The following is a 25,961-nucleotide window of genomic DNA, read 5'->3' as shown; positions in this document are numbered from 1 at the left end:
TCCGCCGTGTCAGAGCCCGCGAATACCGTCCAGCAGCGCCTGCAGCAGGCCGACGTCGGATGCCTCGTCCTGACGAGGCTGGCGGTATTCGAGGCGGCCGTCGTCGATGAGGTCGCCGATGAGCACCTTCGTCATCGTCAGCGGAAGTTCCAGCCGCGCAGCGACTTCCGCGACCGACTGCGGTGTGCGGCACAACTCCACGATGGCGGCGTACTCGGGTTCGTGGCGGCGCAGCGCCGCGCCCCGGCCGATATCGACCACCAGGGTCAGCATATCCAGCTCCGGCCGATTGCTGCGGCCACGCCCCTGCGTGACCGCGTACAACCGGACCAGCGGTCCGGCCTCGTCGTCGAACCAGGCGTCACCGTCGTTCACGGTGACTCATCGTCGGTCGACGGCGAGATGTGAACCGACCCGCTGCACGGTCTGGTTCATCGCATACGCGACCATGCCCAGATCGGCGTTGTCCGCGGCCAGCAGGCCCAGGCAGGCGTTGTCGCCCGCGGCGGTGATGAACAGCACCGCCCGGTCGAGTTCCACCATGGTCTGGCAGACACCGCCGGCGTCGAAATGGTGTCCGGCGCTGCGGGCCAGGCTGTGCAGCGCGGACGCCATCGCACAGAACCGCTCGGCATCGGAGTTCTCGAGCTCCGAGGAGTTACCCAGCAGCAGTCCGTCGGTGGACAGCAAGACCGCGTAGCGCACACCGGTGAGACCCTTCACCAGATCATCGAGCAGCCAGCCGACGTCACTTCGGTTGGGATTAGCCATCTTCACCCTCGTCTGTGTCGAATTGTGATGCCGTGGAGCCGGTTTCGGCAGCGGGTCGGCGGCCCTGCCGAGTGCCCTGCTCGACGGCGCTGATCAGGTTGCGAGCTTGATCGGCGGTGCGTTGCCGAACGGTATTCGAGCCGGCCTCGGGCGTATCGGCGCGATCGGCCGAACGCACCCGGCGCGGCAGCGGCGGGCGGCCCTCACCGGCGCGAACCACGCCCGGAGTGGTCACGGGCGCACCGAACACCCCGGTCGCGGGCGCGGAATCGATGTGCTCGGAGGCCGAGGTGAACCAGGCCGAGCGTCGTGTGCCCGGGTCCGGATCGGTCGCCGGTGGCGTGGACACTTCGGTCACCGGAACATCCTCGGCGACAACCACTTCGGCACGGGCGGCGGAAGCGTTGGTCGCCGGTCCGAGCACGGCGAACTCACCGGTGGCGGGTCCCGGATCCTCGAACTCCGTACCGTTCACGTCGCCGGCTTCCAGCACCGGCGTGCCGATCAGCACCACCGCGCGCACGCCGCCGTACACCGATTCGCGCAGCTTCACCGAAATACCGTGGCGGTTGGCCAGTTTCGCGACCACGAACAGTCCGAGCCGGGTGTCGCTGGAGAGTGCGGCCACACTGAACTCCGGCGGATGCGACAGCATCTCGTTGCGCCGGTCGAGCTCGTCGGCGGTCATGCCCAGGCCCTGGTCGACGATCTCCACCGCTACCCCGCGACCCACCACCGCGGCATGCACCTCCACCCGCGCCTGCGGCGGCGAATACGAGGTGGCGTTGTCCATCAGCTCGGCCAGCAGGTGGATCAGGTCGGCGACCGCGGTGCCCATCACCCGGGTGCGCGGAATGCGGCCGATGCGAATTCTGGTGTAGTCCAGGCTTTCCGCGACCGCGCCGCGAATCACCTCGATCAGCGGCACCGGATTGCGCCAGCGCCGGCCGGGCTGCTTACCGCCGAGGATGATCAGATTCTCGGCGTTGCGGCGGGCGCGAGTCGCCAAATGGTCGAGCTGGAACAGCAATTCGAGCTGGTCGGCATTCTCCTCGCGCCGCTCGGCCTGGTCCAGCAGCGCCAGCTGACGATGCACCAGCGCCTGGCTGCGATGGGCGATATCCAGGAAGATCGTGTTGATACCGGCGCGGGTATTCGACTCCGCGACCGCCGCCGATACCGCCGCCACCTGTGCCCGGTTGAACGCCTGCGCGACCTGGCCGAGTTCGTCGGAACCGAAGTCCAGCCGCGACACCTCCAACGGGGCATCCACCGTCTCGCCCGCCGACACCCGGCGCATGATGTCGGGCAGCCGTTCATTGGCCAATTCCAGTGTGTCGCGGCGCAATCGGCGCATCCGGCCGATGAACCGGTTCGCCAGCACCAGCGAGGCGAGGAAGGCCAGAACCGACACCAGCAACACCGCACCGCCGCCGGCCAGCGATCCGATGGCGGTGCGGTCACCCTGATCCCGCGCCTCGGCATGCGCGTCCCGGCTCTTGTCCTGCCACAGTGTCAGCAGTCCGGACGCGATCTGCGCGGAACCGTCCTGCCAGGCCTGCAGGGTCATCGGCAGCGGTTTCGCGGTCTGCCGGGTCGTGCGCGAACGAGTGGTGTCGCCGGCCCTCGTACTCGAGTCGGCATCGTCGGTGGCCGGTGTCGGACCGCGCGCGGCGATCGCATCGGCCATCTCGTTGATCTGGGCCCACGCCGGACTGTTCACGATCGCGTCGAGCTGATCCGCGCGTTGGCCCTTCAGCACCGAGAGCGAATAGGCTATCTGGCCGCGGAATTCACCCAGATAGTTGGTGTACTGGGTCCACTGCGCGGGCGTCGACGTGTTTGTCACCAGGAACAATTCACCCAGCGTCGTGGCTTCGGACAGCGCCTCCGCGGCCCGCATCACCTGGACGGCATAGCCGAGTTGCACGGCGATGCCGGCATCCGGTGCGACCCGGGCCGCCAGCATCGAGGCATCGATGATCGCCGCGGTGAAACGGCTGAACAGTCCGAAGACCTGATCGGCCGGCGCCTGGCCGGAATCGATGCCGCGGCGCACCAGCGGCAACTGTGCGAGCAGCTGGCCGTAGGCGGCGATATCGGCTCCGGAGTTGTCCGGATTCATCTTCTGCGCCTCGTCGCCCTTGGCGGTGAGGGCGGCCAGCGCCGCATCCGAGCGCTGCCGCGCCGCCGTCAATTGTGCTGTGGCGCCGGGATCACCCGCCAGTTGCAGCATCGAGAGCCGGCGTTCCTCACCGAAGGTCTCCATGATGGCAACCGCGGGAGCCGCGGTGCTGCTGGCGAGTTCGGCCCACTGCCGGGCATCGCGACCCGACCGCACCAGATACGACGCCGCGCCCACGCCGATGGCGAGCAACGTGACGCTGGAGATCAGCACGATCGCGAGCAGGCGCACGCGCACACTGACCCGCCCGCGCACACCCCGGCTCATCAGGCCGAGCCAGCGCGAATCCTTTGTGTTCACAGGCAATCCAGGAAGCTTCGACCACTCAACCACGGGTGATCTTCCTGTTGTCGGGCGATGTCCGCGCGCATTCGGATCTCGGCGCACCCGAGCCAACCGGCCAGCTGAGCAACCGGCCCCCACTTCCTAACCACACCGCCCGCCGGGCGGCAGAACCACAGATAACGCCTGAGAGACTAACCGACCCTCCGGCCCGCTACAGCGGTTCGCCGATATCTCTTTCCGGCAATGCCTTTCCCGCGACCGGCACTGGTTCAGAGCGTGGCGGGCGTGGCCTTCGGACGCAGGAACGCGCGGCGGAACAGATAGAAGCCCACCGGCACGATGCCGCACGCCAGCAGCAGCGGAGAGGTCCACGAATCGGTCAGCAGCACATCGCCGCCGGGCCCGGTGGTCGAGCAGATCAGGAATCCGAACAGCCACGCGATCACGGGCAGCCCCATCGCGGCCGGGCGCGACACGACCACACCCATTCCCCGCACCAGCAGCACGTTCACCACCGCGGCGACCAGGGCCGCGATCGGGAACGGCGTGGCGCCGATGTGGAGCGGCAGATAGAGCACCTCGAGCACGACCGAGAGCAGCCCGTCGAACACCAGCACCGCCGCCAGCACGCCGCCGAGCATCGGCCAGGCATACTTCGACCCGCCGGGCACATACGCGGTCCGGCTGGTCGTCGCCGCCGTCACGGTACCGGCGGGAAGCCGAGCAGGGTCAACAGATGACTCTGCATATCGACGAATCCGTAGAGCACCGACAGGTACAGATCGTGCTGCGCCTGCCAGTTCGGCTTCTGGCTCTCGACGAACGCGACGATGGCGTCCTGCAGGCTCCAGTTGTACATGCCCAGCAGTCTAAGCCGAAGCACCCACGATCAGGCCAGCCCCGGTGCCGGCTCCCACGGTCGATCCAGCCCGGCGAACAGATCGTCCTCGTGTCCGTCCGGGCCCACCGGCCCGAGACGACCACGCACCAGCACGTAGTGCTCCTCCGGCAACACCGGCTGGGCGATGTTGTTCGACAGCGCGAATTCGCGGCCCGAGGGCGCGACCGTCACCTGAGTGGCGTGCGCGCGCAAGGCGGCGCGCTTGGCCGCCAGCACATCCGAGACATCGATCGTGGTGGTCACGGTCTCACTCGACACACATGCCAGCTCGCCCACCGCCGGCAACCGCCATCCGCTCGGCAGGGCCCCGGGCAGACGATCGACCGTGCGGCGGGCCAAGGCCGCGGTATGCCGGCGCAGCACGTCGGCGTCGGTCACCGTCCAGTACACCTTCGGTGTGTCCCAACCCTTTTCGGCCGCCGCGGCCACCGCGTCCATGGTGACCCGGTGGGCACGCATATGGTCGGGATGGCCGTAGCCGCCGCGCGGGTCGTAGCCGACCACCACGCGCGGGCGCAGCCGCAGCAGCACCTCGCTCAACTCCGCCACCGCGGCCGGCCCGGAATCGACGAAGGCACGCGGATGCGTCGGCACCAGGGGTTTGGGGTCGGCGGTCGTACCGGTCATCCCGGAATCCCGCCAGCGCCCCGCCCCGCCGAGAAAATGCGGCGCTTCGACACCGAGGGCGGCCAGCGCCGCGGTCAGCTCGTGAATGCGGAAGCCGCCCAGCTGATCGGCGTGGGCGCTGGTGAGCTGTTGCCAACGCTCTCCGATGACCTCGCCCTCCTCGCCGAGCGTGCAGGTCACCACGGTCACCGGAACCCCACGGGCGCGGTAGTGCGCGATGGTGCCGCCGGTGGCGATCGACTCGTCGTCGGGGTGGGCGTGTACCAGAACCAGTCCGCCGGTTCCGGTCACGACAGCCGTCGCCAGGTACTCGCGCCGCCGAAGATCCCGACCTGGATCGAACCGCTCAGCGAAACCCCGTCCATCCGCGAACTCGCCGCGGCGACACCGGTGTCCTGCACGATCGGCAGCACGGTCGCCAGATCCCACAGCTTCGGCTCCGCATCACCGATCGCCTTGGGCACATCCACCCCGCGCAGCGCCGCGTCGATCTGCGGCTGCAGCGAGGGATCACAGATCCCGGACACATTGCCCGGCGCCTTGCGGATGGCATCGATCTGCGAGGTGTCCTCCTGACCGGGCGCGGCCACCGGCGGGCAGCCGTACCGCGAGGACAGGATCGTCGCCGGATCCTCACCGGCCCGCTCCCAGCCGACCACCGCGTCGACGGTTCCGTCCGCGAGATCCTTACCGTAGAGCTCGTCGGCAGGCAGGCTGCGCACCGACGCATCGATTCCGGCGCTGCGCAGCTGATCGGCGGCGGTGTTCGCGACGGCCAGCGTGGTCTGATCCTTGTCCACCGCGCCGATGCGAATCGTCAGGGTCCGGCCGTTCTTGGCGACCGGACGCGGCTGCGGCGCCGGCGAAGTCGTCGGATTACCCGACGCGGGAGACTCGGGCGCACGGCCGAATCCGGCGTCGGCCAGCAGCCCGAACGCCTGGTCGGGAGACGGCCGCGGCGGGGCCGTCGGCGCGTATCCCGGATCCGAGGGCGCCAGGATCTGCGCCCGCACCGGATCCACCCACGCGCCGGTCTCGGCGCCCACCGAGGCCAGCAACGCCGGATCGAGCAGCCCCAGCACCGCATGGCGCACCCGCGGATCGGCGAGATCCCCGGACCGCCCGTTGAGCACCATCTGCATCTCCCGCGCCTGCGGCATGATCGCCGTCCGCACCTGCGGAATCGCGGCCAGCTGCGCCTGCGTCGCGACACCGCCGTGCACCAGCGCCATCTGGGCGTCTCCCGCGCGCAGCGATTCGGCCAGCTGCGCCGGAGTTCCGCCGCGCCGCAACAGAATCTGATCCGGCACCGCCGGAGTACCCCAGTAGCGGTCGTTGCGTTCGAGCAGGATCTCTTCGCGGCCCGCGTCGGCCTGCTTCACCCGGAACTGCCCGCCGGAGATCGGATTCTGATCGATCAGCCCACGTTCCACGGCCAGCGCCCGCTGGAAACCACCCGGTGCGTCCTTGAGCAGATGCGAGGGCAGCAGATCCGAAAACAGTTGCCGCCAAGCCGGATACGGCTGACTCATCGTCACCGTCACCGTCTTGCCGCCCTCCGAGGACTTCACATCGTTGATCAACCGGTAGCCCGCCGGATCCACCACCCCGGGCTGGCTGATCATCTGCTGCCACAGATAGCGGAAATCCTCGGCCGCGATCGGCGCCCCGTCCGACCACGACGCCTGATTCTGAATCTTGTAGGTCAGCGTGAACTGATCCGGCTGCGCCGGATCCGACGGCGTCACATCCGCCGACACCATCAACGCCGCATCCGGCACCCAATCCGTCCCCCCGGGCACGGTCGGCGACGGCACCGGACGAAACGGGCTCGGAAACACCATCGACGCAACGGCATTCGTCGCCGGCGACTGGTTCGACCGCAGATGCGGATTGAATCCGATCCCGATGTCGTCGACCGCCACCACCACCGTGGACTTCGTCGGCGTAGCCGGAGTCGTCTTCGGGCTGTCGGTGCTCTCGATCGGCGGCGGCGGATTGGCGGTGCACGCGGTGAGCACTCCGAGCGCCAACATCAGCACCAGTACCACGCGCTGCCCTGCACGCATACGAACTCCCGACATCACGGCTTGTACTCTATTGCGCCGGGTGGGGCCTTTCAGTTCGCGGGGTTGTTCGGGAAATGAACTTCCGGGTGTTCTGGCGTCTGGAAGCACTTTCACCTGGAAACACAGAGGCGCACGTCCGCTGGACGTGCGCCTCTCGGATTTCCGCGGAGATACGCCTACGCGTTCTGGGCGGCGCGGTCGCGGGCCTTGCGGCGCGACGTCTCGCGGCCGCGTTCGGTGGCGCCCAGGATCACCTTGCGCACGCGCACGATCTCGGGGGTCACCTCGACGCATTCGTCGGCGGCGCAGAACTCCATGGCGCCCTCGAGGTCCAGCTGCAGCGGCTTGGCCAGGGTCTCGAGCACGTCGCCGGTGGCCGAGCGCATATTGGTCAGCTTCTTCTCGCGGGTGACGTTGATGTCGAGGTCCTCGGCGCGGGGGTTGATACCCACCACGTGGCCCTCGTAGGTGTCGGCGCCCGGCTCCACGAAGAACTGGCCGCGGTCGGCGAGCTGAATCATCGCGAACGGGGTCACCGTGCCGGCACGGTCGGAGACCAGCGAGCCGGTGTGGCGGGCGCGAATCTCGCCGGCCCACGGCGCGTAGCCGTCGAAGACCGCGTTGGCGATACCGGTGCCGCGCGTCTCGGTGAGGAAGTCGGTGCGGAAACCGATCAGACCGCGCGAGGGGACGATGAACTCCATGCGCACCCACCCGGCGGAGTGGTTGCTCATCTGGACCATCTTGCCCTTGCGGGCGGCCAGCAGCTGCGTGACCGCGCCCAGGTACTCGTCCGGGCAATCGATGGTCAGCTCTTCGAACGGCTCGTGCACCTTGCCGTCGACCTGCTTGGTGACCACCTGCGGCTTGCCGACGGTCAGCTCGAAACCCTCGCGGCGCATCTGCTCGACCAGGATCGCCAGCGCCAGCTCACCACGGCCCTGCACCTCCCAGGCATCCGGACGGCCGATATCGAGCACGCGCAGCGAGACGTTGCCGACCAGCTCCTGATCCAGCCGCGACTTCACCATGCGGGCGGTCAGCTTGTGGCCCTGCACCCGGCCGACCAGCGGCGAGGTGTTGGTGCCGATGGTCACCGAGATGGCCGGCTCGTCGACGGTGATACGCGGCAGCGCCACCGGGTTGTCCACATCGGCGAGAGTGTCGCCGATCATGATCTCCGGAATGCCGGCGATGGCGACGATATCGCCGGCCACGGCCTCCTCACCCGGCTTGCGCTCGACGCCGATGGTCTGCAGCAGCTCGGTGATCTTCACGGTCTTGACGCCGTCACCGTGCATCCACGCGACGTTCTGGCCCTTGCGCAGGGTGCCGTTGTGGATGCGGACCAGGCCGATGCGGCCGAGGAACGGCGATGCGTCCAGGTTGGTGACGTGCGCCTGCAGCGGGGCCGACGGGTCGCCCTTGGGCGCGGGCACGTACTTCAGCAGCACCTCGAACAGCTCGTCGAGATTCTCCGCATCCGGCGCGCTGCCGTTCTCGGGGCGCTGGGTGGACGCCTTGCCCTCGCGGCCGGAGGCGTAGAGCACCGGCAGATCCAGCGCCAGCTCGGCCGCCTCGGACGCTTCGTCGTCGAGGTCGGAGGCCAGATCCAGCAGCAGGTCGTGGCTCTCTTCGACGACCTCCTCGATCCGGGCGTCGGGACGATCGGTCTTGTTCACGACCAGGATCACCGGCAGCGAGGCGGCCAGCGCCTTGCGCAGCACGAACCGGGTCTGCGGCAGCGGCCCCTCCGAGGCGTCGACCAGCAGCACGACACCGTCGACCATGGACAGACCGCGCTCGACCTCGCCACCGAAATCGGCGTGACCGGGGGTGTCGATGACGTTGATCACAGTGACGCTGCCGTCGCCGTGATGACGATGCACCGCGGTGTTCTTGGCGAGAATGGTGATGCCCTTCTCGCGCTCCAGATCACCGGAGTCCATCACCCGGTCGACCGGCTCGGCACGCTCGGCGAAGGCACCGGACTGCCGCAACATGGCATCGACCAGCGTCGTCTTGCCGTGGTCGACATGAGCCACAATGGCGACATTGCGGAACTCGACAGACGACACGTTGAATCCTCCTGCTGAATGAATGGGTTGCGGCCGACCCGCGCCGTAGCGGGTCCGAACAAGGCAGGTGGACTGATCTCACCGGACATGCGGCCAGGTACACAGTACCGAAACCCGGTCGGCCACCGTTTCCGGCATCATGGTTGGTTACCCTGGGCCGCATGGGCAAGGTGAAGGCCAAGGAGGTCGCACACCTCACACCGAAGAAGAAGTGCTGCCGTAAGAAGAAGCGCTGTCTGAAATGTCCTGTCGTGGTCTCGAAAATGAAGAAGTGCCAGGCCGCCGGGGTCAAGGGCAAAGATCTCAAAAAGGCTCTCAAACTCGCGCGTGCGGCCTGAGCCGCGACCGCTGGGGTAGAACCGAAAGTATGAGTACCCCATTGCTCTCCGACAGCGAGATCGCCACTGGGTTGCGCGAACTACCCGCCTGGACCCACACCGGCAGTAGCATCTCCCGAACCGTCGAGGCCCCGTCGTTCATGGCCGGCATCGAACTGGTGCGACGAGTGGCCGAATCCGCCGAGAAGGTCAACCACCACCCCGATATCGATATCCGGTGGCGGCGGGTCACCTTCACCCTCTCCACCCACTCCGAGGGCGGCATCACCCGCAAGGATCTCGCGCTGGCCGGCCAGATCGACCGCCTCGCCGACCAGAGCTGAACCGGCCTAACCCGCCACCGAACCCGCCGCGACCGCGGGCGCCGACACCGGTGTGCCCGGCCGCCCGCGCTGCGCGCCCGCCCAGATGATCCACAGATAGGTCGCGACCACGCCGAAAACGTAGATCGCACCCAGCCAGGCCAGGACGGCCGGGCGGGAGATCTCCCAGATCGTCGGCTGGAAGAAGGTCAGGATCCACGGAATGCCGAGCAGCGTGGTCACCAGCCAGAATCCGGCCACCACCCGCGCCCCCGCGATCGAACGCAGCGGACCGTGCACCAGCCACATCATCAGCGGCAGCAACCACACCCAGTGGTGCGACCAGGAGATCGGCGACACCATCAACCCGAACAGCTGCACCACCAGCAGCACTCCGAGCCGATCGCCGAAATCGACCGCGCGCCAAGCGAACCAGGCCAGCACCACGGTCAGCAGCACCGCACCCAGCCACCACGGCCCGAACGGGATGCGATGCCCCGCCACATACCAGGGCGCTCCCGCGTCGTGGCCGAGAATGCGGCTCAGCGCCCCGCGCAGCGACTGGTTGACCACCGAACCGACCGGGCCGATGCGGTTGGCGTCACCGATCAGCGGCCCGAAATAGGTCCGGGTCTCCGACGGCGAGATCAGATAACTCACTCCGATCGTCGCCGCGAACACCACTGCCGACCACACCGCGGCCGCCCACCGCCGCTGCGCCAGGAAATACAAACCGGTGATCCCCGGCGTCAGCTTGACGCCCGCGGCCACACCCACCAGCAGCCCCGACAGCCACCAACGGGCGGAGTACGCCGCCGCCAGCCCGGCCAGGAGCAGGAAAACGTTCACCTGTCCGTAGTCCAGCGTCGTCCGCGTCGGCTCCAGCCACAGCCCCAGCGCGGTCCACAGCATCGCCGCCGCCCGCCGATCCGACTCCGCCGCCGAACCCGGCAAGAGCGCGAAAGCGATCCGCACCGACGCGTACAGCGCCACCACGATCAACCCGAACCACAGCAGCGTCACCAGCCCGAACGGCAGGAAATGCAGCGGATAGAACACGACCGCCGCGAACGGCGGATAGGTGAACGGAAGCGGGAAATTCGGAGTCTTGTCGGCATAGACGAAGTCGTAGAGATGCCCACTGCCCAAGTTGGCCGCGCCCTCGACGTATACGCGCAGGTCGACCACGTCGAGCCCGTGTGGAAGCACGAACATCAGTACCAGACGGGCCACGACCGATACGGCCAGAACAGCCCCGGCCACGCGGATGTCGGCCAAACGGAGGTGTCGGGTCACGGGCTGTAATTCTGCCCTCGCTTCCCGGCGTGCGTAGCCCCGGGCATACGTCGCCGATATGTACACCCTCGGTAGGTCTCGGCCCGCCTCGATTTTGGACTGAGGGAGCGAGGGAACACAGCGACCGAGCGGAGGAGTGAAAAATCGAGGCCCAAAGGGCCGAGACCCCGCCGAAGCGAAGCGAAGGCCGAAAACACAGGTTATGTTCTGATAACGCGCCGTGCGGGGTGATCGGAATTGCCGGGCGGTGCAGGCAAGATCACACCCATGGCTGTACAACACGGCGGCACTGTCTTTAGAGTGTCGCGAAGCGATGCCCGCATCGCACGATGTTCTCGCATCACATGACGAGGTAACCCCGAGGTTAAGGACGGCAACACCAGTGCTTCGCACCAGAGGAACGCGGTTCGCATTGTCCGTGCTGGCCCTGACAGCCGGCGCGACACTCGCCGCGTCGACGATCGCGGTTGCCGAGCCGGCACCGAAGGCCCAGGCCGTTGATGTTCCGCTGGTCCCGGAGGGCGTTCCGGTCGACGCGATCGCATCGCTGGCTCCGGCCATCGTCGGCGCTGCCGCCCAGGCGGGCAACATCGCCTCGCCGGGCGCTCAGACCATTCTCGATCAAGCGATCCAGCTGCTCGAGCAGTCGAATCTGCCGCCGCAGGTCAAGCAGACGTTGCAGGCCATCGTCGCCTTCCTCAACGGCAGCGGTGGCGGCGGTCCCGAAATCCCGAAGAACGGTCCGGCCATCGCGCAGTTCCTGTACCCGACCATCGGCAAGGACTGCATCGGCCCCGGCTCCGACTCGGTCGGCACCGCGCTCGCGGTTCCGGGTCCGGCCGAGCTGCCCCCGCCCGGACCGGCCGCCGGTCAGGCCGGCTTCGTCTTCACCGCGCTGGGCACCAAAGGTCTGACGTCGCAGCAGAATCCGCCGATGACCGTCCAGTGGTACAACCTGGACAATCGCCGCGGCGGCACCGTGGCGCTGACCGACGAGGCGCACATCAACCCCGACGGTCCGGCCACCCTGTCGGCCATCGTCGACACCGGCCCGGGTCGCGTCGTCTCGGTGATCGCGGGTTCCCTGACCACCCAGCCGGCCGCCGATCAGGCGCCGATCACCTGCTCGTTCCTGCCCACGCTGGGTCTGTTCACGGTGGCGTCGGGTCCCGCCCAGGCCGCGGCTCCGGTGAACCCGGCCGGCACGGTGCCCGCCGCGCACGCGGTGCAGCAGCCCGCAGCGGTACGCCCGCAGAACTGATCTCGAGCTCTCGACGGCCCGGAGATGTCGCGAAGGCGACACTCCGGGCCGTTTGCTGTCAATGCGCCATGGGATGTCCCCGACTGTGGTAGACCGCTAGGTATGTCGACTGTCGATCAGCTCGAACGGTCTGCACCCGTCACGTCGGACACCGGCGCCGTCCCCCGCGGCCGGCGTGGGAAAGCCGGGCACTCGGTGATGTCACGACGCTCCTACCGATCGGTGTTGTCCACCCGATCGCATCGCTCGATCCTGTCGTTCCGATCCGAACGGTCGATCCTCTCGATCGGCTCGGCCTACTCCGTTTTGTCGATCGGCAGCGTCGGATCGGTGCTGTCGGTCGGTTCGGTGGGCTCGTTCTTCAGCCTCGGCTCGGCGTTCTCGGGCCTGTCGCGATGGTCGCTGCTGTCCTGGATGGGGGTGCGCGACGCACCCGAGGCGCGCCCGACACTGACGGTCGTCCCGGACGAACCCGATCTGCTCGCCGACCCCACCTGCCACTGCCAAACGTAGGTAGCTGCCGATTCACCACGCGCTGGTGATCACCACTGCCCGTACTGCGCGGTGAGGATGTTGTTCACATCCACTCCCACGCCGTCGACCGTGCGATCGTCGATCTCGACCTGGTGCAGATTCGCCGCCGGGTGCACGAACCCCTTCGGCGTCCCCCAATTGTGTTGCCAGTACCAGGAACCCAGGCCGGCGACCTTGGCCAGTTCGATGGTCGGCGCATTGGCGTAGACGCCGACATTCTCGTTGCCGAGCACCGATTTCCAGCCCTCGAGGTACGGCGCGATCAGGGTGGCGAAATCGACCGGCGTCGGATTGTCGTCGATGGAAGCGTAGATCGGCACCCCGTCCGGGCCGCCGGCCTCGCGGTGCAGCTGCAGACCGCGGTCGGCGTGACGCTTGCCGGCCTCGAGGCCGCCCTTCCAATCCGCGGTGGCACCCTTGCCGAACTGGTAGCACGACACCACGGTGAGCCCGGCCGCGTGCAGCGCGTCGACCTCGCTCGCGCGCAACGGCTTTCCCACCATCCATTCCGCGCCCGGGCGCCGGTCGGAGACATAGCGAATCGCGCCGGCATGTCCCGCGGCGCGGATCGCCGCCGCGTCGGGCACGCCGCCGGCATAGTCGAGCAGGGTGCCGAGGACGTTGTCGGCGGACGCGGTCGGTGTGAGGACGGCGGGTGCGAGCGCGGCCAGACCGGCTGCGGTCGCGGCGGCACCGGCATATCCGAACAGGGTGCGGCGGGTCATCGGAACGGAACGCATCGAAAACTCCTTCGCGCTGCAGCGATATAGAGATCTCACCTGATGCCGGCCACCCCGCGGACCGGTGGAAATGCAAGCATGTCCGGCGCGCCTTCCCCGACGACAACACTGCTGTCATCCACGCGCCGGAAGCCTCGAACGTGGACTCATTTCACCACATGCACATATGAACCGCTAGGCCAATCCGGTCACATGAACACCACAAGTAACAGGTGTCAGGAGGTGGCCGCGTCGATCCGGCCGGCGACGTCGATGGTGCGGCCCCGAGGATCGGCCAGTTCCGCACGAATGACTTGGGCGACCTGTGCGGCGATCTGGCGGCGGATCTTGCCGACCGACCCCAGCACCTTCGCGCGCCATCCCTCGGCCTGCAGTTCGACGGCGACATCGGCGCTGCGCGGCGGGGTCACATCGATCACGATGAGCAGCGGTTCACCCGCACGCGCCACCAGGAGCAACCCGACCTCCACCTCGGCGCGATAGCGATTCGCCTTGAGCACGTCGACGGTGATGTCGAGCCCGACCGGAATGGTCAGATCGAACGACACCGGATGGTCGCCGTCCCGCCGGGCCAGCCGCGGCATCCGCACGGCCCCCTGTACCTCGACCGTGGCTGCCTCACCGGGCCCGGTACGCAGCGGGCCCACTTCGACCGCGCGACCGGCCAGACCTTCCACCACGTCGCGGACCCGATCCGGGGTGACGATGAGCGGGAAGAAACGCCGGCCGAACTCGGCGTAGTCGATCCATTCGAAGTCCGTGCGCAGCACATGCTCCGAACGCGTGCCGTTCATGATCGCCTCGATGTCGAACACCCGGCCACGACGGGCCGCGGGATCGGCGAGCATGGCGTTGAGCCGGCTCGCGACCTCACGCTGAACCAGAGTGGCGATCGGGTCGAGCAGTACGTCGACGGCGGCGCCGACCGCCTCCGCGCGGACAGCGAAACTCACGTCGCGCGAGCGCACCCGCGGAATGTCGATGACGATCAGCAGCGGATCGGCGGTTCGCGCGTGCAGGGTGAGGTCGATCTCGACGGTGGCCTCGATCCGGAACTGCTGCCCACCGAGAGTCACCGTGAGGTGCATCGACACCGGCACCCGGACCTCGAAGGTGACATGCGGTTCGCTGCGGGCGATCACCGGCTTGCCGACCTTGCCCTCCGCCACCAGCCCGGCCAGCCCCGCCGGACCGATCGAGAACGGCCCGATACTCATCCCCCGTCCGGCCATCCCGGACACCGCGGCCTCGATCCGATCCCGGTTGACCGCGTGCACCACGAAACGTTCACCGAAGTCGGAGTAGTCCATCCATTCGGTCTCGTCGTGCGCGCCGGGCTCTGCCATCTGCTCCCACTCCTCCACCGATCACCTGCACGCAGATCCCCGTCGATCGCCCAACGGTGGACGAAAACGTTTCACATCTGGCCGAACCCGACGATACCGCCAACCGCCGCCGGGTCGTAACGGTGAATGCGCACCGAACCGCGCTCGTTACCGCCGATCGTGGTCAGGGTGTGGTCACCGGCCGCCAGCACGATATTCGTGTGCTGCCCGAACGGACTGCCGGGCGCATAGATCACCACATCGCCCGCGCGTGGCGAATATCCGGAACCCAGCGCCGAGAATCGGCCGTTCGCTTCGAAATACTCCTGCAGCGTCGCCACACCGGGAATCCGCCACGATCCGGAATTCGGATTGGACAGCGGCCGGCCGGCCTGACGCATGGTCCAGCTGACGAAATCGGCACACCATGGCTCATCCGCGCCCTGTGCGTATTTGGGTCCGTCGCCGGGGTGTGCGTATTCCGTGCGCAGTACCGCGACGATGCGACCGCGATCCGAATCCAGCGCGCTCACATCGATATCCGGGAAATCGTCGAGCCGCTGCCCGGCGATGGCGGCGGTGCGATCGTGCCACCAGGGCAGAGCCACCACGACTCCCGCTGCCAGCACGCCGATCACCACCAGCGCCGCCGGCAACACCCAGCGAGTACGCCCGAGCCTTCGAGCACCTGTGGCACTCATGAATCCCTCCGTCCCCGACCGGAAATCGGCCTCCTGAGGTATAGGACGTACGAGGGACCGTCAGGGTTCCGGCGCATCCGGCGCCGGTACACACACGCCCGGTCTCGCTCGTTTCCTGCGCCCGCGCCGCGAGATCGATAGACTGCTCGGACGCCGCCGAGCTCTGGGAGGTCATCGCCCTGGATACTCTGTGGACCTTTCTGGTGGACCATCGCAGACAACTGCTCACCGATTCCTATCTGCATGTTTCGGCCGTCGTGCAGTCCGTGCTGATCGCGACCGCGGTGGCGGTGTGCCTGGGTGTCGTCGTCTATCGCAGCCCGTGGGGTTCGGCGGCGGACACCGCGGCGGCGAGCATCGTCCTCACCGTGCCCTCGTTCGCGCTGCTGGGACTGCTCATTCCCGTGCTGGGCCTCGGCGTGCGGCCGACGGTCACCGCGCTGGTGCTGTACGCGCTGCTGCCGATTCTGCGCAACACGATCATCGGGCTGGCATCGGTGAATCCGGCGGTCTCGGACGCCGCGCGCGGGGTCGGCATGAACCGCGCCCGGATCCTCGCCCGGATCGAAATGCCGCTGGCGTGGCCGTCGATTCTGGCCGGAATTCGGATCAGCACCCAGATGAGCATGGGCATTCTGGCGATGGCCGCCTATGCGAAGGGGCCGGGTCTGGGCAATCTGATCTTCACCGGCCTGGCCCGGCTGGGCAGTCCGACCGCCGTCCCGCAGGCACTGTCCGGCACGGTGCTGATCATCGTGCTGGCCCTGCTGCTCGATGCCGTCCTCGTGGGCATCGGCCGGCTCACCACCTCGAGGGGAATCCGTGACTGATACCGCGACCGCCGACCGCACCGACCACGAACCCGCGGAGATCGTGCTCGACGCGGTGACCAAACACTATCCGGGCCAACGCGATCCGGCGGTGGACCGGATCTCGCTGACGATTCCGGCGGGTGAGATCGTGGTGTTCGTCGGCCCCTCGGGCTGCGGTAAGACGACCACGATGCGAATGATCAACCGCCTGATCGAACCGACCTCCGGCACCATCACCATCGCCGGGCGGGACGTGACCGCGGTGAACCCGGACCGGCTACGGCGCCGGATCGGCTATTCGATTCAGCAGGCCGGCCTGTTTCCGCATATGACGGTGGCCCGCAACATCGCCACGGTCCCGGGACTGCTCGGCTGGGATCGTGGCCGGGTCCGGGCGCGCGTCGACGAGATGCTGAATCTCGTGGGACTCGACCCCGAGACCTTCCGCGGCCGCTATCCGCGCCAACTGTCCGGCGGCCAGCAGCAGCGAGTCGGTGTCGCCCGCGCGCTCGCGGCCGATCCGCCGGTACTGCTGATGGACGAGCCGTTCGGCGCGGTCGACCCCATCACCCGCGGACTGCTGCAGGACGAACTGCTGCGGCTGCAGACCGAACTGCACAAGACGATCGTCTTCGTCACCCACGATTTCAACGAGGCCGTCAAGCTCGGAGACCGAATAGCGGTGCTCGGCAACAATTCCCGCGTCCTCCAGTACGACACCCCGGCCGCGATCCTCGCCGGGCCCGCCGACGAGACGGTCGCCGGTTTCGTCGGCGCCGACGCCGCACTCAAACAGCTCACGCTGGTCCGGGTCGCCGATGTGGAACTGGGCAGCTGCGCCACGGCCGCGCAGAACGATCCGGTCGATACGCTGCGTGCGGCGCTGGCCGCTCAGGAGTGGAAGTGGGGGCTGATCCTCGACTCCGACCGCCGGCCGCTGCGCTGGATATCGGAACCACAACTGGCGCAGGCACGCTCGCTACACGACGCGGGCGTTCCGGTGACCGGCACAGTCACGTCGGATTCGACGCTGCAGGCGGCACTCGAGACGCTGCTCGCCGAAAGTACCGCCAATGCCGTGGTGACCGGGCCGCGCGGTGAATACGCCGGCCTGGTCGCGATCGACACCCTGGTCGCACACCTGTCGCGCACCCGCGCCGAACACGAAGCGGCCGCGGCGAATTCGGGCGACCGGCCATGAGTCCCGTACAGCGACACGAGCGCCGCGCCGACCGGATCCGGTTGTTCGCCCAGCCGGTGCTGGCCGTGGCCCTGGCGGCCGGCGTGCTGGCGTGGGCCTTCGACCGCACCCTCACCGCGACGCAGCAGGCCAGTATCAATCCCACCACGATCGGCACCGTGGTCCGCCAGCATGTGGCGATCACCGCGACCGTGGTGCTGATCGTCGTCGTGGTGTCGGTTCCGTTGGGCACCTTGCTGACTCGGCCGCGCTACCGGCGCCTCACTCCCCTGTTCGTCGGCATCGCCAATATCGGTGCGGCGGCGCCGGCGATCGGCCTGATCGTGCTCACCTATCTGTGGACCGAGAAGACCGGCTTCTGGGTAGGTGTCGCGCCGATCGCCTTCTACGCGCTACTTCCGGTGCTGCGCAATACGATTCTGGGATATCAGCAGGTCGATCCCGCTCTCGTCGATGCCGGACGAGGACAGGGCATGTCGGCGATGACGGTGCTGCGCCGGATCGAATTCCCGCTCGCGGTGCCCTACATCCTGGCCGGGCTGCGCACCTCGCTGGTGCTGGCCGTCGGCACGGCCACGCTGTCGTTCCTGGTCAGCGCCGGCGGTCTGGGCATCCTGATCGATACCGGCTACAAGCTGCGCGACAACGTGACGCTGTGGGTGGGAGCGATTCTCGCGGTGGCCCTCGCACTGCTCGTCGACTGGCTGGGGGCCCTGGCCGAACAGTTCCTCGGACCGCGGGGGCTGCGATGAAGCGGCGAGCACGTCACCTCGGACGCAGCGCGGCCACCGCTACGGCGACACTGCTGGTCGCCGTGGTCGCCGCCTGCGGTCTCGAGGCCGGTGGCGCCGTGCCGCTGCCGGTCGGGCCGGGCAGTATCCAGCCGATTCCCGCCCTCGACGGCGTGCAGATCACCGTGGGCTCCAAGGATTTCACCGAACAGAACATCCTCGGTTACCTCATCGAATTCGCGCTCACAGCGGCCGGAGCTCAGGTCCGTGACCTCACCAATATCACCGGATCCAACAGCCTGCGCGATGCGCAATTGCACGGACAGGTGGATGTCGCCTACGACTACACCGGGACCGGATGGATCAATTATCTGGGTAACGAGACACCGATTCCGGACTCCACCCGGCAATTCGAGGCGGTGCGCGATACGGATCTCGCACAACACGGCATGGTGTGGGCCGACCCGGCCCCGATGAACAACACCTACACCATGGTCACCAATGCGGGCAGTGCCGCCCGCACCGGCGCGAAGACGATTTCCGACTATGCCCGTCTGGTGAATACCGATCCCAGCACCGGATCGACCTGCCTCGGTACCGAATTCAGCGTCCGGCAGGACGGATTTCCGGGTCTGGCCCGCAAATACGGTATCGACCTCGGCAAGGTGCACAAGCAGATAATGCAGGATTCGCTCGTGTACTCGGCCACGGCGAACGGCACCTGTCAATTCGGCGACGTCACCGCGACCGACGGCCGCACCAAAGCACTGAATCTGGTGCAGCTCGCCGACGATCAGAACTTCTTCCCCAAATACAATGCGGCACTGGTGATGCGGAAATCGTTCGCCGACGCGCATCCCCAGGTGGCGCAGGTCATGGCGCCGATCTCCGCGCTGCTCACCAACGAGACGATCACCGAGTTGAACCGCAAGGTCGACGTCGACGGCGCCGAACCGGCCACCGTCGCGCGCGATTGGATGATCCGGCAGGGGTTCGTCACCGCGGGCTGAGATCAGGCGAGCGCCGTGCGCACCGCCAGCCAGCGGCCGCCCGGGTCGGCGTAGCCGTGGTACATCAGCGGAATCCGTTGGTCCACACCGAAATAGCGGAAGACCGCGAGCATCGCCTGCCGCACGGAGTAGTCGGCGAAATCGTCGATGCGGCGCGGGCCGATCGCGCGTTCGGGCAGTGCGGCCAGCCGCTCCATCTCCTCCGGATCGCACACGTCGAGGCCCATCGGCCCGTCGGCGATGTAGTGATCATGGAAGATATGGCGCATCGCCGAGGTATCGGAGCGTCGAGAAACGCAGGGCAGCAACCGGATTACCGCGCCCGGCAGGCTGGGCGCTTCCAGGGCGGCGGTCAGCTCGGGAGCCGGCGCCGGCACATCACGCACCGGAACCTGTTCGAGCAGATGCAGCATGGAGGCGCCCCGCACCCGCGGCTCGGGCACCAGGAACAGACTCACCATCGGGCCGGTGTGGGCGGCATCGGTCAGGCATATCCGCGTATGGGATCGATCGTGCGCTCGCGGCGCGGCGGGTGTGGACGGGGGCGTGGGGATCCGGTCGGACATGCGGTCTCCTGGCGGGGAGGGCGATCGCCCCTCCCGCGAACGCGCTGGTACGAGGTCCGAAGCATGCGCCGGCCGCCGAGTTACCCGACTCGGACCGATCTCCTCGACGTCCGACCGTTGTGCCATGAATTATAGGAGCCGGGGACACGACGCGATATCCGGAATTCGCTATCCGGTTGCTTCCGGGGTGCGATCAGGCGTTCAGCAACCGGGGCAGGCGGGCCAGCTCCGAGTCGATGCGCCGGCGCACCGCCGGCCATTCCTCGTCCAGGATGGAATAGAACGCGGTACTGCGCACGGTTCCGTCCAGACCGCGCGAATGCGCCCGGCGGACGCCGTCGCTGGTCGCCCCCAGCCGCTCGATCGCCATGCGCGAGCGCACATTTCGCACATCGGCGCGTAGCGCGATCCGGCGGACCCGCCACACGTCGAAGGCGTGCTCGAGCAGCAACAATTTCGATTCCAGATTGATACCGGCGCCGCGCGCCTGCGAGCAGAGCCAGGTATTGCCGATCTCGGCGGCGTCGGGCACCGCGAGCAGCGGATCTCCGGTCGGCATACCGTGCACGATCGGCCACACCAGCGGCCCCTGCCAGTAGTCGAAGCGGTTGAAGCGCGTCGAGCCCAGTACCCGGTTGTCGGCCGTCGCGACGACCGCGAAGGCCAGCGCCGAACCGACGGCGTGCGCCGCCGCGGCCTGTGCGACGTAGTCCGCGGCCTCGGCCCGGCCGTGCGGTACGGGGGTGAACGCGAACGCATCGCGATCCTCGGCGCCCGCCTCGGCGAGCCCCGGAACATGGTGCGGTGCCAAAGGTTCCAGCCGCACGAGGCGGCCGGTCAGGATGACGGGTGCAGGCACGTTCCCTCGATCTTTCGGGACGGACTCCGGTAACGCCCAACGATCGTCACACCGGCCCACAACGCTCCGGATCGACGACCAGTCCTGGCGCGCCGGCAGCAGCATCGGACAGTGAGATGAACGATAACCGAACGTGTGCCGTCGAGAATGCAGGTCTGGCGTAAATTTAACGGGATTGCTCGCGTGTCGCTCGGCGCGTCGCAGACGGCCCGCAGGGGCGGTTCCCGAGGCGATTTTCGGTGCGTTCGCCCCGGTTATCGGGTCGACACGAAACCGTTGCCGCGAGTGGCGGACTCATCCGCAGGTGCCGTCGTAGCCTGGGATGAGCGAACGGGGGGCGTCATGACCGAAACATCACGGGCCGCGATCCTGCTCGATGTCGACGGCCCCCTCAATCCCTACCCCCGGCCCACACACCCACCCCCGCACGGTTACCGGCCTTATGTGTTGCAGCACAGCATCATTCCCGCGATTCCGCCCATCGATCAGCAGGTGCTGCTCGACGCGGCCGTCGGCTCGCGGCTGCTGGAACTGGCCGACATCACCGATGCCGAACTGGTGTGGGCGACCGCGTGGGAATATGCGGCGAATACGGTCCTCGGTCCCGTCCTCGGCCTGCCGCCGCTGGAGGTGATCATCTTCGAGGACACCGGAATTCGGCATCGCGAGGGTCACCACGGCAAGCTTGCGACCATCGACCGCTGGGCCGGACGCCGGCCGCTGTGCTGGTTCGACGACGAATTCCAGCCCGCCGACCAGGGCTGGGCCGAGCGCCGCACCGCCACCGTCGCCCCGACCCTGCTCGTCCCGGTCGACCGCCACACCGGTTTGACGCCCGACCACCTCGAGCTCGCCCGGGCGTTCCTGGAGCCGCTTCGCGGGCCGCGAACTCGCTAGAGCGGCGGCAGTCGCAGCAGCGCCGCCACCGCCTTGGAGGCGCTCTGAACAGCGCTTTCCATGGTGGCCGACCAGTCGGTGCTGGTCCAGTCTCCGGCCAGCATCAGGGTCGGCACCGAGGTGCGCTGATCGGGTCGCAGGCCGTCGGTGCCGAGGGCCTGGGAGAAGGTCGCCTTCGGCATCTTGACCACATGGCCGTGCACCACCCGCGCATCCGCCGCCTCGGGGTAGTAGCGACGCAGCAGCGCCATCTGCTCGTCGATGATGTCGTCGCTGCTCTTGTGGATCTGTTCGTAGGCGCCGCTGGTGGTCAGGCAGTACAGCCAGGTGCCGTTCGGTTCGCGGCCGTGCATGCGCTGCCGGTCGAACACCTCGTCGATCACTCCCGTCCCGCCGATGATCGCCTCCATCGCACTGCGGGTGCCGAGCGGCCGGTCCAGATACAGATTGGTGCTCACGATCGGCGTGGCACCCAATTTGTCTGCCGCGGCATAGATTTCGGCGTGTTCGGGGAGATCGTCGAGCAGGCCGTGGATCCGGGAATTGGGTACCGCACAGATCACGGCATCGGCCGGGACCGTGGTGCCGTCCACCAGATCGACACCGGTCACCGCGCCGTCCACGATCCGGATCCGGTCCGCCACCGCGCGATAGCGGACCTCGACTCCGTGGCGGCGGAACACCTCCTCCGCACCGGTGATGTAGAGCGTGTCGAGGTCGACGGTCGGATAGCCGATGGTGACCGCGCGCCGATCCCGCACTCCCAGCCGGATGCCGGTGGCCAGCACATCGGCGAAGACCTTCGCGCATTCCCGCTGCACCGGCTCGGCGGCGATGCCCAGCGCCAGCCAATCCCACAGCGCCTCACGCGCTTTCGCGGGCATACCGATGCGCTCGAACCACTGCTCGGTGGTGATGTCGGCCAGATCCGCGGGCTGGAACAGACACTGCAGACCCAACCGCATCGTCGCCCGCGCCGCGGCCAGCCGCTCGCCCAACCCGGCATCCGGATGTGCGCCCAGCAGTGTGCCGAAGGCCCGGATACCTCTGGTGTGCAACGCCGTTGCGCGTCCGCCCGGCCAGCGCAGCGTTCCCCCGGTGGGAAATTCCAGATATTTTTCGGTGCCGACGCTCGCCAGATACCGGAAGAGGTGGTGGTAGCCGCTGGCGATCACGTGCTGACCGTTGTCGGGCGTATCGCCGACCTCGGCGACCGTCATCGCCTGGGTGCGACCACCGAGCCGGGCCCGGCGCTCCAGCAACGTCACCCGCTTCCCGGCCTCGGCCAGCCAGACGGCCGATGCCAGCCCGGCCAGACCACCGCCGATCACCACGAACCGACGAGCGTCGTTCATTCGAACCTCCGTGCGCGACAGCGGGTTTCGACCCGCAGCGACCTCGATCCGAGGGCCGAGCCGCACCGAGCCGGTTCCGATCACTGTAGGCAGCCGGACATCGACGGTCAACGGTGAGTGAAGAGTTGTCACATTCTCTCGCCCAACTCATGGGAAGCGACGGCGCCCGATGCCGCGGCACCGAGGCGAGAGAATGGTCGTCCGAACCGATGAACACCAGGAGGCACAGTGCAATTCATGGTTCTTTCCCGGCGCCGCACCGAATCGTTCACCGACGCGGATTTCGAGAAAGTACTACCGGCCGAGACCGAGCACGTCCGCAAGCTCTATCTCGACGGCGTCGTCCGCCAGATCTGGTTGCGCGGCGATATCGCCGGCGCCTGCTTCACCATCGAGGCGGCCGATGCCGAACAGGCGAAGGCGATCGTCGCGGAGCTGCCCATGGCCGCGGCCGGAGTCTCCGAATTCACCGTGATCCCCCTGAGCCCGTACCGGGGTTTCGGCGGGGCCTAGCCGAAGTCGCCCCGGGCAACTTTGGACTTGCTGGTCCAAAAAATCGCTCGTAGCTTCGGTCTCATGTCACGACTCTCGGGCCGAACAGCCCTCATCACGGGTTCCACCAGCAATATCGGACGCGCCATCGCGGTGGCCTACGCCGCGGCGGGGGCGCATGTCGTCGTCTCCGGCCGCGATGACGAGCGCGGCGCCGCGGTCGTCGCCGAGATCCGCGCGGGCGGCGGCCGCGCCGACTATGTGCATGCGGATCTCGACGGCAGTGCGGCCACCGCGCGTGCGCTGGCGGATGCGGCCACCCGAGCGCTCGGTGGGCGCATCGACATCCTGGTCAACAATGCCGGGATCTTTCCGCCGGCGACCACGACGACCGCCGACGAGCAGATGTTCGACCGCGTCTACGCCGTCAACGTCAAGGCGCCGTTCTTCCTCACCCAGGCGGTGGCTCCGGCGATGGTCGAGGCGGGTGGCGGCGTGATCGTGAATCTCGGCTCATGGGTAGCGCGGCTGAGCGTGCCCGTCGGTGCCCTCTACGCCTCGACGAAGGGGGCGGTGGAAACCCTCACGCGGGCGTGGTCGGCGGAGTTCGGCCCGAAAGGCGTTCGCGTCAACGCCATTTCGCCCGGCGTCGTGCTGCCGCCGGAGCGTGACCCCGCCGCCGGTGCCATGATGCACGGCACGCCCGCCGGAAGGGCCGGAACCGCCGAGGACATCGCGGCGGCCGCGGTCTTCCTGGCCTCCGACGAGGCATCGTTCGTGCACGGCACCGTCGTGGACGTCGACGGCGGGCGGACGGGTGTGGCCGTACTCGCCGGCACGCCTACTTGAGCATGCTGCCCGCGTCGACGGTCACCGGCAGGCCGGTGATGTAGCGCGATTCGTCCGAGGCGAGGAACAGCACCGCATTGCTGATATCCACCGGCTCGACCCAGCCGACCGGCAGGACGTGCATGAACTTCGCCACCGGTTCGAAATCCTCGACGCCCGGATTCTCCAGATCCGGGCGGAACATCTTCATCGTTCCCTCGTTCATGAACATCGGGGTGTTCACGTTGGTCGGATGGACCGAATTGACCCGGATCGAATTCGCGCCCAGCTCGACCGCGAAGGTCCGCATCAGGCCGACCACGCCGTGTTTGGCGGCGACGTAATGCCCGGTGTTCGGATAGGCCTTGAGTCCGCCCACCGAACTGGTCAGGATGATCGAGCCGCCGTTGCCGCCGGAAATCAGATGCGGCACACCGGCTTTCACGGTCTTCCAGACACCTTCCAGGTTGATGCCGATCATCGTGTTCCAGTCCTGCTCACTGGTTTCGGCCAGGGTCGCACCCCCGTTGCCGATCCCGGCGTTCGCCACGATGATGTCGAGCCGGCCCAGCTGCTCGACCCCGTTGTCCACGGCGGCCTTCAACGCGCCGAAATCGCGGACGTCGACCTCGGCGGTGACGATGCGCCGGCCGAGACCCTTGACCAGCTCCACCGTCTCGGCCAGATCGGCCGGGGTCGAAGCCGGGATCAGATCGGTACCGCTCACCGGTTTACAGACGTCGACGGCGATGATGTCGGCGCCCTCCTCCGCGAGCCGCACCGCATGACTTCGCCCCTGGCCGCGTGCCGCACCAGTGATGAAGGCGACCTTGCCCTCTACCCGCCCAGCCATAACGCACCTCGTTCATTGCCACTCGGGCACACCGATGCCCGATGCCGGATTCCCGACCACCCGCGCCGAGCGATCGCTCACTTGCTAATCAAATTCTCCAACATCGAGAATGAAATTTCCATACCTTGTGCGCGGTGTGGTTCAGTGGCCGCCGCTCGCCTGCTGCCGGATCCATCGCAGCAGGGTGGGGTTACCGGAATCGGTGGTGATCACACCGGCCGCGGCGCGGACGAAGCGGCTCTCGGTCACGGCGGCGAGCATGCTCGCGGCCAGATCGCTTCGGGCGGTGAAGATCCCGTCGGCGTAGTCCTCGACCATCGTGTAATCGGTGACATCGGGGCGGTCGTAGAGTCCGCTCGGACGCGCCACGGTCCACTCCCGATCGCTGTCGCGCAGCAGTGCTTCCATCCGCCGCATATCGTCGTAGAGCGTCTTGCCCGCCACCCGCGTCACATACGGCACCAGCAGCCGATTGAAGAGGAAGCCGCCCTCGCTGTAGGGGCGCGGATCGACGCCGGCCGAACTCACCACCACGATCCGGCTCACCCCGTGCCGCCGCATCGCCGTCACGATGTTCGACACACCCTCCGAATACGTGGTGATCGGTTCCTTGCTCGGCAGCACCCCGAGCGCGGACAGCACGGCGTCGCACCCCTTCACCGCGGTGTCGACCGCGGCCGGGTCGAGCACATCGGCGCCGATCACGTCGAGCCGCTCATGGCGCAGCGGGAATTCGCCCGGCCGCCGCGTCACCGCCGCGACCTGATGTCCGGCGGCCAGCGACTGCGCGGTGAGCTGGCGGCCGGTGGGGCCATTGGCCCCGAAGATGGTGATACGCATGGCTTTTCCCTAAGTTTGTAGGTGTCTGGGGTTGGTGCCCTGGATGCCCAGAGCGGTGGGGTGTAGCTGATGGGTTTTTGCCTTGTTCGAGGCTCCGAAGGACT

28 protein-coding genes are annotated in these 25,961 nt (G+C 67.8%); 11 read left to right on the top strand and 17 right to left on the bottom strand.

What is annotated here, in order from left to right; translation table 11 throughout:
• Positions 1-9: 9 nt before the first annotated feature.
• From IG65_RS0111475 to typA, 8 genes are all read right to left on the bottom strand, one after another.
• Positions 10-375 carry a DUF742 domain-containing protein gene (locus tag IG65_RS0111475; RefSeq protein WP_030514866.1) on the bottom strand — a complete coding sequence of 122 codons (366 nt, stop codon included), beginning with the start codon at positions 373-375 and terminating at the stop codon, positions 10-12.
• A 6-nt stretch (positions 376-381) separates the two neighbouring features.
• Positions 382-771 carry a roadblock/LC7 domain-containing protein gene (locus tag IG65_RS0111470; protein WP_030514865.1) on the bottom strand — a complete coding sequence of 130 codons (390 nt, stop codon included), beginning with the start codon at positions 769-771 and terminating at the stop codon, positions 382-384.
• The gene (locus IG65_RS0111465) at positions 764-3,256 is read right to left on the bottom strand and encodes a nitrate- and nitrite sensing domain-containing protein (RefSeq protein WP_231509149.1); all 2,493 of its coding nucleotides are present in this window, start codon (positions 3,254-3,256) and stop codon (positions 764-766) included. The genes IG65_RS0111470 and IG65_RS0111465 overlap by 8 nt, the downstream gene beginning before the upstream one ends.
• Before the next feature lie 254 nt (positions 3,257-3,510).
• Positions 3,511-3,945, bottom strand: a complete 435-nt coding sequence (locus IG65_RS0111460) for a hypothetical protein (protein WP_231509148.1) — start codon at positions 3,943-3,945, stop codon at positions 3,511-3,513.
• Positions 3,942-4,100: a hypothetical protein gene (locus IG65_RS38450; protein ID WP_167331885.1), complete on the bottom strand. Its 159-nt coding sequence runs from the start codon at positions 4,098-4,100 to the stop codon at positions 3,942-3,944. The genes IG65_RS0111460 and IG65_RS38450 overlap by 4 nt, the downstream gene beginning before the upstream one ends.
• 30 nt (positions 4,101-4,130) lie before the next feature.
• Entirely contained in the window at positions 4,131-5,060 is a 930-nt protein-coding gene (mshB, locus tag IG65_RS0111450) for an N-acetyl-1-D-myo-inositol-2-amino-2-deoxy-alpha-D-glucopyranoside deacetylase (RefSeq protein WP_231509147.1), read from the bottom strand.
• Complete coding sequence (locus tag IG65_RS0111445; RefSeq protein ID WP_030514862.1) at positions 5,057-6,838, bottom strand: ABC transporter family substrate-binding protein; 1,782 nt, start codon at positions 6,836-6,838, stop codon at positions 5,057-5,059. The genes mshB and IG65_RS0111445 overlap by 4 nt, the downstream gene beginning before the upstream one ends.
• A gap of 176 nt (positions 6,839-7,014) precedes the next feature.
• Positions 7,015-8,916, bottom strand: coding sequence for a translational GTPase TypA (typA, locus tag IG65_RS0111440; RefSeq protein WP_030514861.1), 1,902 nt, complete (start codon positions 8,914-8,916; stop codon positions 7,015-7,017).
• 161 nt (positions 8,917-9,077) lie between these two features.
• On the opposite strand from typA, the gene IG65_RS38445 reads away from it, so the two are divergent.
• Both IG65_RS38445 and IG65_RS0111430 read left to right on the top strand, forming a co-directional pair.
• On the top strand, positions 9,078-9,254 hold the full coding sequence (locus IG65_RS38445; protein WP_086006963.1) for a hypothetical protein: 177 nt from the start codon (positions 9,078-9,080) through the stop codon (positions 9,252-9,254).
• 29 nt (positions 9,255-9,283) lie between these two features.
• Positions 9,284-9,577 (top strand): 4a-hydroxytetrahydrobiopterin dehydratase, encoded by a 294-nt coding sequence (locus IG65_RS0111430; protein WP_030514860.1) that lies wholly within the window; start codon positions 9,284-9,286, stop codon positions 9,575-9,577.
• Positions 9,578-9,583: 6 nt separating this feature from the next.
• Here the strand turns inward: IG65_RS0111430 and IG65_RS0111425 are convergent, their stop codons facing one another.
• Positions 9,584-10,912 (bottom strand): mannosyltransferase, encoded by a 1,329-nt coding sequence (locus tag IG65_RS0111425; protein WP_369801530.1) that lies wholly within the window; start codon positions 10,910-10,912, stop codon positions 9,584-9,586.
• A gap of 358 nt (positions 10,913-11,270) precedes the next feature.
• Between IG65_RS0111425 and IG65_RS0111420 the strand changes: the two genes are divergently transcribed.
• A complete protein-coding gene (locus tag IG65_RS0111420) occupies positions 11,271-12,113 on the top strand; it encodes a hypothetical protein (protein ID WP_369801518.1) in 843 nt (280 codons plus the stop codon).
• A gap of 198 nt (positions 12,114-12,311) precedes the next feature.
• On the top strand, positions 12,312-12,626 hold the full coding sequence (locus tag IG65_RS0111415) for a hypothetical protein (protein ID WP_030514857.1): 315 nt from the start codon (positions 12,312-12,314) through the stop codon (positions 12,624-12,626).
• 29 nt (positions 12,627-12,655) lie between these two features.
• On the opposite strand, the gene IG65_RS0111410 is transcribed toward IG65_RS0111415, so the two are convergent.
• From IG65_RS0111410 to IG65_RS0111400, 3 genes are all read right to left on the bottom strand, one after another.
• Positions 12,656-13,387 (bottom strand): DUF1906 domain-containing protein, encoded by a 732-nt coding sequence (locus tag IG65_RS0111410; RefSeq protein WP_030514856.1) that lies wholly within the window; start codon positions 13,385-13,387, stop codon positions 12,656-12,658.
• Positions 13,388-13,602: 215 nt separating this feature from the next.
• Positions 13,603-14,733 (bottom strand): hypothetical protein, encoded by a 1,131-nt coding sequence (locus tag IG65_RS0111405; protein WP_030514855.1) that lies wholly within the window; start codon positions 14,731-14,733, stop codon positions 13,603-13,605.
• Positions 14,734-14,804: 71 nt separating this feature from the next.
• Positions 14,805-15,413, bottom strand: coding sequence for a CHAP domain-containing protein (locus tag IG65_RS0111400; RefSeq protein WP_030514854.1), 609 nt, complete (start codon positions 15,411-15,413; stop codon positions 14,805-14,807).
• A 179-nt stretch (positions 15,414-15,592) separates the two neighbouring features.
• On the opposite strand from IG65_RS0111400, the gene IG65_RS0111395 reads away from it, so the two are divergent.
• Genes IG65_RS0111395 through IG65_RS0111380 form a run of 4 tightly spaced genes read left to right on the top strand, consistent with a single transcriptional unit; the run spans position 15,593 to position 19,167 of the window.
• Complete coding sequence (locus tag IG65_RS0111395; RefSeq protein ID WP_081879407.1) at positions 15,593-16,243, top strand: ABC transporter permease; 651 nt, start codon at positions 15,593-15,595, stop codon at positions 16,241-16,243.
• On the top strand, positions 16,188-17,426 hold the full coding sequence (locus IG65_RS0111390; protein WP_081879406.1) for a betaine/proline/choline family ABC transporter ATP-binding protein: 1,239 nt from the start codon (positions 16,188-16,190) through the stop codon (positions 17,424-17,426). The genes IG65_RS0111395 and IG65_RS0111390 overlap by 56 nt, the downstream gene beginning before the upstream one ends.
• Positions 17,423-18,178 carry an ABC transporter permease gene (locus tag IG65_RS0111385; protein ID WP_030514851.1) on the top strand — a complete coding sequence of 252 codons (756 nt, stop codon included), beginning with the start codon at positions 17,423-17,425 and terminating at the stop codon, positions 18,176-18,178. Before IG65_RS0111390 ends, IG65_RS0111385 begins: the two co-directional genes overlap by 4 nt.
• Complete coding sequence (locus IG65_RS0111380) at positions 18,175-19,167, top strand: glycine betaine ABC transporter substrate-binding protein (protein WP_030514850.1); 993 nt, start codon at positions 18,175-18,177, stop codon at positions 19,165-19,167. The genes IG65_RS0111385 and IG65_RS0111380 overlap by 4 nt, the downstream gene beginning before the upstream one ends.
• Before the next feature lie 2 nt (positions 19,168-19,169).
• Here the strand turns inward: IG65_RS0111380 and IG65_RS0111375 are convergent, their stop codons facing one another.
• Entirely contained in the window at positions 19,170-19,733 is a 564-nt protein-coding gene (locus tag IG65_RS0111375) for a hypothetical protein (protein ID WP_231509145.1), read from the bottom strand.
• A 193-nt stretch (positions 19,734-19,926) separates the two neighbouring features.
• On the bottom strand, positions 19,927-20,592 hold the full coding sequence (locus tag IG65_RS0111370) for a GNAT family N-acetyltransferase (RefSeq protein WP_030514848.1): 666 nt from the start codon (positions 20,590-20,592) through the stop codon (positions 19,927-19,929).
• A 342-nt stretch (positions 20,593-20,934) separates the two neighbouring features.
• Here IG65_RS0111370 and IG65_RS35795 point away from each other — a divergent pair, with 342 nt between their 5' ends.
• Positions 20,935-21,489, top strand: a complete 555-nt coding sequence (locus IG65_RS35795; protein WP_051755769.1) for an HAD domain-containing protein — start codon at positions 20,935-20,937, stop codon at positions 21,487-21,489.
• Here the strand turns inward: IG65_RS35795 and hpnE are convergent.
• On the bottom strand, positions 21,486-22,844 hold the full coding sequence (gene hpnE, locus IG65_RS0111360; protein ID WP_030514846.1) for a hydroxysqualene dehydroxylase HpnE: 1,359 nt from the start codon (positions 22,842-22,844) through the stop codon (positions 21,486-21,488). The genes IG65_RS35795 and hpnE overlap by 4 nt on opposite strands.
• A gap of 237 nt (positions 22,845-23,081) precedes the next feature.
• Here hpnE and IG65_RS0111355 point away from each other — a divergent pair, with 237 nt between their 5' ends.
• Together IG65_RS0111355 and IG65_RS0111350 are read left to right on the top strand one after the other, a co-directional pair.
• Positions 23,082-23,357 carry a hypothetical protein gene (locus IG65_RS0111355; RefSeq protein ID WP_197039820.1) on the top strand — a complete coding sequence of 92 codons (276 nt, stop codon included), beginning with the start codon at positions 23,082-23,084 and terminating at the stop codon, positions 23,355-23,357.
• 63 nt (positions 23,358-23,420) lie between these two features.
• Complete coding sequence (locus IG65_RS0111350; protein ID WP_030514844.1) at positions 23,421-24,185, top strand: SDR family NAD(P)-dependent oxidoreductase; 765 nt, start codon at positions 23,421-23,423, stop codon at positions 24,183-24,185.
• On the opposite strand, the gene IG65_RS0111345 is transcribed toward IG65_RS0111350, so the two are convergent.
• Both IG65_RS0111345 and IG65_RS0111340 read right to left on the bottom strand, forming a co-directional pair.
• On the bottom strand, positions 24,178-25,017 hold the full coding sequence (locus tag IG65_RS0111345; RefSeq protein WP_030514843.1) for a mycofactocin-coupled SDR family oxidoreductase: 840 nt from the start codon (positions 25,015-25,017) through the stop codon (positions 24,178-24,180). The genes IG65_RS0111350 and IG65_RS0111345 overlap by 8 nt on opposite strands.
• A 141-nt stretch (positions 25,018-25,158) precedes the next feature.
• The gene (locus IG65_RS0111340; RefSeq protein ID WP_030514842.1) at positions 25,159-25,857 is read right to left on the bottom strand and encodes an NAD(P)-dependent oxidoreductase; all 699 of its coding nucleotides are present in this window, start codon (positions 25,855-25,857) and stop codon (positions 25,159-25,161) included.
• Between the last annotated feature and the right edge of the window lie 104 nt (positions 25,858-25,961).

Source organism: Nocardia sp. NRRL WC-3656, from assembly GCF_000720265.1.
GTDB classification, from domain to species: domain Bacteria; phylum Actinomycetota; class Actinomycetes; order Mycobacteriales; family Mycobacteriaceae; genus Nocardia; species Nocardia nova.
This window is presented reverse-complemented; position numbering and strand designations above follow the sequence as displayed.